The 6,967-nt window shown below is 60.0% G+C and carries 5 protein-coding genes; 1 reads left to right on the plus strand and 4 read right to left on the minus strand.

Annotated elements, in window-relative coordinates:
• Positions 1 to 69 precede the first annotated feature (69 nt).
• Genes dinB through HKN06_06035 form a run of 3 tightly spaced genes read right to left on the minus strand, consistent with a single transcriptional unit; the run spans position 70 to position 2,969 of the window.
• Positions 70 to 1,197: a DNA polymerase IV gene (dinB, locus tag HKN06_06025; GenBank protein NNF60871.1), complete on the minus strand. Its 1,128-nt coding sequence runs from the start codon at positions 1,195 to 1,197 to the stop codon at positions 70 to 72.
• 34 nt (positions 1,198 to 1,231) lie between these two features.
• Positions 1,232 to 1,648, minus strand: a complete 417-nt coding sequence (locus HKN06_06030; protein ID NNF60872.1) for a DUF4399 domain-containing protein — start codon at positions 1,646 to 1,648, stop codon at positions 1,232 to 1,234.
• A gap of 13 nt (positions 1,649 to 1,661) precedes the next feature.
• Positions 1,662 to 2,969 carry a DUF4286 family protein gene (locus HKN06_06035; GenBank protein ID NNF60873.1) on the minus strand — a complete coding sequence of 436 codons (1,308 nt, stop codon included), beginning with the start codon at positions 2,967 to 2,969 and terminating at the stop codon, positions 1,662 to 1,664.
• An 84-nt stretch (positions 2,970 to 3,053) separates the two neighbouring features.
• On the opposite strand from HKN06_06035, the gene HKN06_06040 reads away from it, so the two are divergent.
• Positions 3,054 to 4,862 (plus strand): hypothetical protein, encoded by a 1,809-nt coding sequence (locus tag HKN06_06040; GenBank protein NNF60874.1) that lies wholly within the window; start codon positions 3,054 to 3,056, stop codon positions 4,860 to 4,862.
• 48 nt (positions 4,863 to 4,910) lie between these two features.
• On the opposite strand, the gene HKN06_06045 is transcribed toward HKN06_06040, so the two are convergent.
• The coding region (locus HKN06_06045; GenBank protein NNF60875.1) for an acyl-CoA dehydrogenase at positions 4,911 to 6,967 on the minus strand (2,057 nt) is incomplete at its 5' end.

Here is a 6,967-nt window from a genome sequence, read left to right on the forward strand (position 1 = left end):
GTCGGCTCTGTGGCGGGGGCTTCAGCTACGCCGGTTCAGGGCTGTCGACAGCGGTAGCGTGCCGCAGTATCAGCTCTGATCACGCGAACCGCCGCGGCGGATACTTGCCTGGCCAAACCTGTCACGTATGTGGTCGAGGGCCTGATCGAGCTCGCTGGATTCCGGCGCCTTCTGGAACAGGCCAAGCTGGCGCGCCGGCTGCAGCGCCGCAACACCGACACCGAGCAGGCGAAGCTTCTGCCCAGGGTTCTCTGTCAGCCACCTGTCGAGCAGGTCACGTGAAAGCCGGGTAATCACCCCGCTGTCGTTCCCAGGCGGTGCCAGCGCCTGCTGACGGGTACGGGTAACGAACTCGCCCGTCCGGATCTTCACGCTGACTACACCGGCTACCAGTTCCTTGCGGCGCAATGAACCGGCAACGCTCTCGGCAAGCTGCGCAAGCTGTGCAGTCAGCTCGGTGCGATCGCCAATGTCCCAATCAAATGTCTCTTCACTGGAGATCGATTTGCGTTCGCTGTGCGCTTCCACTTCGCGGTCGTCAACACCATTTGCCCGCTGCTGTATACGCACTGCGCTGCGGCCAAAGATGGGTTGCAGCTGGTCGGGTAGCGCCAGGCGCAGCTCACGTATTGTATGGATCCCCAGCTTTGCCAGCCGTTTTGTTGTCTGCGGTCCGATGCCGCTGATAGTCCGCACCGGGAGAGGATCGAGTATCTCATTGACATGCCGGTGCGAAACGATGCAAAGCCCGTCAGGCTTCTCCAGGTCGGAGGCAATTTTTGCAACAAGCTTGTTCGGGCCGATACCGACTGATGCAGCAAGCCCGGTTTCGGCCCGAATCCGTCGCTTGATGTTCATGCCCAGTTCGCTGGCTGTGCGCGACTCACCCAGGCGGGTCAGATCGATGAATGCCTCGTCGAGCGACAGACCCTCGACCAGCGGGCTGAATTCACGAAATACGTCGAAAATCTGCCGCGAAGCCGCACGGTAAACATCCATACGCGGGCGCACGCAAATTGCCTTCGGGCAGCGGCGCAAGGCATCCCGTACCGGCATGGCCGACCGCACGCCAAATTCGCGGATCTCATAACTTGCAGCGGCTACCACGCCACGGTTGCTTGTGCCGCCAACGATAATCGGCTTGTTACGCAACTCCGGGTTGTCGCGCTGCTCCACCGACGCAAAAAAAGCGTCCATGTCCACATGCGCGATTAGACGCGGTGCTGTCACTTCATTCGACCGTGATGGTAATACGCTCGGAGCAGACGGCTGGATCGTGAGGAATGTGCAGGTAGTCTGCAAGGATCAGCTGCAGCGTGTGCCGGCCTGGCTCAAGCTTCAATGTTGTTTCGGTCTGACCACCGCCGAAATGGCGGTGATGTTCATCTGCCGGTATGGGTCGATCCAGCGCCGGTGCTGGTGTGTCGATCAGCAGGTGATGATGCCCGGTGCCGGGACGTTCCACACCGGCTGGTGCGACTCCCATGCCACGCAAGCCGAACACTACGGTGACCGGGCTGGAAACGGAGGCGCCATCGGCGGGAGAAACAATGTAAACAGCCGCGCCTTCAGTGGAAGGTGTGCGCGGCAGTTGCGCCACGGCGATGGCCAACGGCAGCAACAGCAAAAGCGAAATAGCGAGTTTCATGACGACGCCCTCATCAGACAGACAGCGCAGTAAAAGCCGCGACAATGGCGAAAGTTACTGCGAGGCCGATTAAATAGGAGATTCCCAGTGCTATGTATTTTAGCCCGGTTACCAGACGCGACTGGCGGTAGACCCGGCGCATGGCCACGAACAGGTATACCGGAACATATACGGTCGTCGCGGCGATGAACAGGCCGGCAATGAGACCCTGTCCGGGCAACTGTTCCGGCAATCTCGATAACAGCACAGCAGCAGTGAGTATGACGTAGAAAAACGAGTGATAGTGAACAAAAAACAGCAAATGCTCGACGTAGTACCGGCGGGATAAGGGGTACAGCAGCATCATTAGCAGAGCAATCGCCGGCAGAAAGAAAAACATCATGCCGGGAACGTTATCCACCAGGTCGCGCACAAACTGACGGCCACCGCCTTCCGCAGAAATCCGCTGGCAGGCGCGCTGCGCACGCTTCTCCAGATAGGCGCTGACCTGTCCTTCGCCTACTTCAATTTGCAGGCATTGGTCTTTCTTTTCGCCGCCATTGTCATCGTTCTCGTCGTCGGTTTCGTCAACAACTGCCTGGCCGTCATCTGCAGCTGGCGCGGTTTCGGCCTCACTGGTTTCCTGCAGCGCTGTCTCGCTGTTTGTAATCAGGATTTCATCAGAGTCGAAACGCGCGCCAAAAAACACGACAAGAAAGAACAGCAGGCTGGTTACCAGGTACAGCCGCAGCGGCGGCGTGTAATGTACCCGGCGTCCGCGCAGGTATTCGGTGGTAAGCCGGCCGGGATTAAACACAAGCGGCCAAAGCGTTCGCCACACCCGCGAGTCAACTTCGAACAGGTCGCCGACCAGGTCGCGCAACAGTTGCCACAGTGAAATGACCCGGCCCTTGTCACGCTGGCCGCAGTTGGCGCAGTACTGGCCGGTCAAAGGCGTCGCGCAGTTAGTGCATGTTTGTAGCGACAGCGACTTTCCGCGGCGACCCCCGGGCAAGGTAGCGTGAATTTCCCGTGTGGCAGTAAAAGCCGTGCCAAAGCGCTTGATGCCTTTTTCGCGCATTTCGGTCGCATGCTGTTCGAAATAGCGGTCGAGATCGGCCCGGCTGGCGACCCGGTATTGAACAACCCGGGTCGCTCGCACCGGTGGTGAGTCGGGATCATGCTGCCCCGCCTGTGGCTGCAGCACTTCGGCTGAAATAAAGCCGGGGTATGCCAGCATCTCATCGATATGGTCGGCGAGCCAGGCATCGTAAGCCTCGATAATATCTATATCGACGCTTAGTGTTACTTCGTAAATCAGGTTGCCGGATTCGTCATTCACCACAAGCCGCTGATCGTAACGCGTGCCTATTCATGTAGCCGGGACGCTGCTATTCTGCGGCCAACAACAAAACGGAAGCAACCGATGCGTCACTTTTTCGTAGTCTCCGGGCAGGCCGACGACGTGGCGGACGCGGTCGGGCGGCTCGCGAACTACCTGGCCGGTACATACGGCAATCCGGTGACGGAAACACACCGGCTCGGAGAAGGTGACCATTCCCTGACCCTGCTCGTCGCAGGATCCCGTAAAGAGTTGATGCCTGTGGTGTGCGTCGATGACAGCTCAGGCAGCTGGCTGGTCGGAGTTGGTGCTTTGCTCAGTAAGCAGCACTGCGCCGATTTGTCGGGCGGAGCTCTTGCCGACCTCTGCCGGGCACAGCGTCCGCAGGATCATCCTGTGATCGATCAGCTGGACGCAGCGTTTTGTATTGCTGCGGGCGCAGTGCAGACCGGGCATTACCGCGTTGTCACAGACCGCATTGGTACACAGCACGTTTTTGCCGGCGCAATTGGCCAGTGCAGCGTGCTGGCTACCAGCTCACTGGCGCTGGCGCAGGTGTCGCAGCCTGGCTGGAACGAGACTGCCGTTGGTGAGTTCCTCGCTACCGGCAGCAACTATGGCACCCGCACGCTTTTTTGCGGGATCGACAAGCTGCCTGCCGCCAGTGTCGTGAGCATCGGGCCGACCGGAATACAAAGACAGGACAAATACTGGTCGATTGCCGAGTGCGACGAGGGTAGCGACGCACCTGCCGTTGAGCAGATGGCCTCGGCGATTAAGGACACGATTGTTACTGCGACCGATACCCTCGGGCATCCGGTAATCAGCCTGACCGGCGGCCTCGACTCGAGAATCATTTTTGCAGCTGCACTGGAAGCTGGCGTGTCGTTTGATGTGTTTACAACGGGCTCGACACAGAATGCAGACGTTGTAATCGCGCGTGAAATCGCCGCCACCCACGGCATTACTCATCACCATCTGCCGCCTGCAATCAGGACCGGCGCAGATGTGCTGCAGAGATCCCTGTTGCTCAGCGACGGCGGCCAGGATGTCATCGAGTACGCGCGCACGCTGCAATTTCACGAGCAGCTGTGCGGCAAATTCGATTTCAGCATCAACGGCTCCGGTGGTGAGTTTTGCAAGGGGTACTGGTGGGAGTTGTTGTGGCCACGGGTTGGCGCGCGGCAACCGCTCAATATCGCGAAAATAGTTGACCGGCGGTTCCTGGTGCATGACTGGTATGCCGCCCTGCCTGGCACAGATAATCGTGAGAATATTAAGGCCGCACTAATCGAGACGATCCGGCAGGAAAATCGCGACCTGCAGGACAGACCCAACACGATGCAGCTTGATAATGTCTACCTGACGCTGAGGATGCAGCGTTGGCAGGGACGCATTGCATCGGCAACAGGACAGATCTGGCCGACGGTTTCGCCGTTCATGTTTCGCAGGCCGATGGAGATTGCGTTTGCAACGGTGCCAAAAGAACGGTTGCGTAACCGCATGTCACGCCGGCTCAACGAGTATCTCAGCCCGGCGCTGGCGAGGATGCGGATAGATGCGGGTGGACCGGCGCTGCCGCTGCGGCTGCAGACGGCACACCTGTTCTGGCCATCGTTGCTGGCCGCCACCAGAAAGAATTTCGGCAAGGCCGGGCGCAGGTTGTCCGGGGGCGCACACGACATGCCGCAGTCACCACAGAGTCAGCCCGCAGAAAGCTGTGCCGGGCTGGCCGGGTTCAGCCAGGTTGCGGACTGGCGCACGTTAAAGCTCTACGATGCCGCCGCTCTGGCTGCCTTTACAGCGCCCTACCTGGCTGGCGAGCGTCCGCTGGACAAGCCGTTTGGCCGACTGCTTACGCTGGAAATGACGGCGCGTCACGCAGGCATATAAAACGAAGGGGGCCGCAGCCCCCTTCCTGTTGCAAAAACGCGGCCTGGATCAGCCCGCTGTTCCGGTGTCGGTGCCGGTCGCCGGCGGCAGATCTTCGTCACTTCCAGGTGGCGGTGCCACCTTGATGTGCGGTTTGGCCCGGTGCAGCGGTTTTGCCTTGGTGCCAAGTTCGGTGGAGTCAAAGTCGTCGACCGCTACGATCTCCATGACGATCTTGTCCAGCGCTATCAGCTTGTCTGCCTCCGCGCGGGTAATCACCTCGGCGGCAACGGCATCTTCGATTTGTTGGCCGAATGTGCTTTCCTCAACAACGCCATCCTTGATGGCACGACGCAGGCGTTTTTCCACCGGCTCGAGTTCGATGGTCCTGACCATCGCCTCTTCCAGCTGTGCCAGCGGGTTGCTCTCAGGATGCGACAGGAAAGTGTTGCCGATCAGTCGTTCCCGGGTTCGGCTGGGCCGGATGAACAACTCGGCAACACGGCATTCCAGCCGGTCAGACGGCGCGCTGTAACGGCGTCCAAGCGGGAACACTACCAGCCGCAGCGCATTGGCTACCCAGCGATTGGGCAGGTTACGCAACACGCCATGCATCTGCTCCTGCGCCTGGTAAAGCAGGTGGCGGCAGGCCCACTGGACCACCGGCAGGTCGCCGGCAGGTCGCCCCTGGTCCTCGAATCGCTTGAGCACGGCAGAGGCAAGATACATGTAGCTCAGCACGTCACCGAGGCGCGCGGAAAGCATTTCCTTGCGCTTCAGCGCCCCGCCCAGCGTGAGCATCGCAGCATCGGACAGCAGCGCAAAGTTGGCGCTGAACCGGTTGATGTGCTGGTAGAAGATCCGGGTTGGTCCGTCGACCGGGACGCTGGTCATGCGGGACAGTGACAGCCCCATGACCAGTGAGCCAGCCGCGTTGGAAAGCGCATGGCCGATGTGGCGGAACAACAGGTCGTCAAACTGCTCGAGGCCGCGCTCGCGGTTCGGGTCAGCCGCTGCCTGCATTTCTTTCAGCACATACGGATGGCAACGTATCGCGCCCTGGCCGTAAATGATCATGTTGCGGGTAAGAATGTTTGCGCCTTCGACCGTGATGGCGATCGGTGAGCTCTGGTAGCCGCGGCCGGCATAGTTTTTCGGTCCGAGACAGATGGCCTTGCCGCCATGGATATCCATGACATCAATGCTGGTCTGGCGTGCCAGTTCAGTGGCGTGGTACTTGAGGATGGCCGATGGCACACCCGGTGCCACGCCCTGGTCGACGGCGCCGGCAGTCATTACGCGGCCGGCCTCGGTTATATAAGTGCGGCCGGCGATACGCGCAAGAACTTTCTGGATACCGTCAAAACGACCGATCGGCATGTTGAACTGCTGGCGTATGCGGGCATAGGCGCCGGTTGCGGCCAGGCCGGCGCGGGCGCCACCGCTGGTGTTGGATGGCAGTGAAATGCAGCGACCAACGGTGAGCGATTCGACCAGCATGCGCCAGCCTTCGCCCGCCATCTTTGGCCCGCCAATAATGTAGTCAATCGGAACAAATACATTTTCGCCTTCGGTCGGGCCGTTCTGGAACGGCAGGTTCAGCGGGAAGTGACGCCGGCCCGTGGTGACACCGGGCAGGTGCGTCGGTATCAGGGCGCAGGTGATGCCGTAATCTTCGCGTTCGTCATCACCCAGCAGGTTGTCAGGGTCGCTCATCTTGAAAGCCAGCCCGAGCACGGTGGCCACAGGTGCCAGCGTGATGTAACGCTTCTTCCAGTTGAGACGGATGCCAAGGACTTCCTCGCCATTGAACGTGCCGCGCTCTACGACACCCGAGTCGGTGAGGGACGTGGCATCGGAACCGGCGCGTGGGCTGGTCAGGCCAAAGCAGGGTATTTCTTCACCGCGTGCCAGGCGCGGCAGGTAGTAGTCTTTCTGCTCTTCGGTGCCGTAATGCAGTAACAGTTCGGCCGGTCCAAGCGAGTTTGGTACGGCGACAATGGATGCAGCAGTCGCGCTGCGGCTGGCGATTTTTGCCAGAACTTCCGAATGCGCCAGCGCGGAAAACTCCAGGCCGCCATAGCGTTTCGGAATAATCATGGCGAAAAAGCCATTGTCCTTGAGGA

The organism is Gammaproteobacteria bacterium, from assembly GCA_013003425.1.
Classification (GTDB): Bacteria; Pseudomonadota; Gammaproteobacteria; order Steroidobacterales; family JABDKV01; genus JABDJB01.

Excerpts from the sequence above, each read along its gene's own strand:
- dinB (NNF60871.1), bottom strand. The coding sequence starts at position 1,197 with ATGGACGCTTTTTTTGCGTCGGTGGAGCAGCGCGACAACCCGGAGTTG.
- HKN06_06030 (NNF60872.1), bottom strand. The coding sequence starts at position 1,648 with ATGAAACTCGCTATTTCGCTTTTGCTGTTGCTGCCGTTGGCCATCGCC.
- HKN06_06040 (NNF60874.1), top strand. The coding sequence starts at position 3,054 with ATGCGTCACTTTTTCGTAGTCTCCGGGCAGGCCGACGACGTGGCGGAC.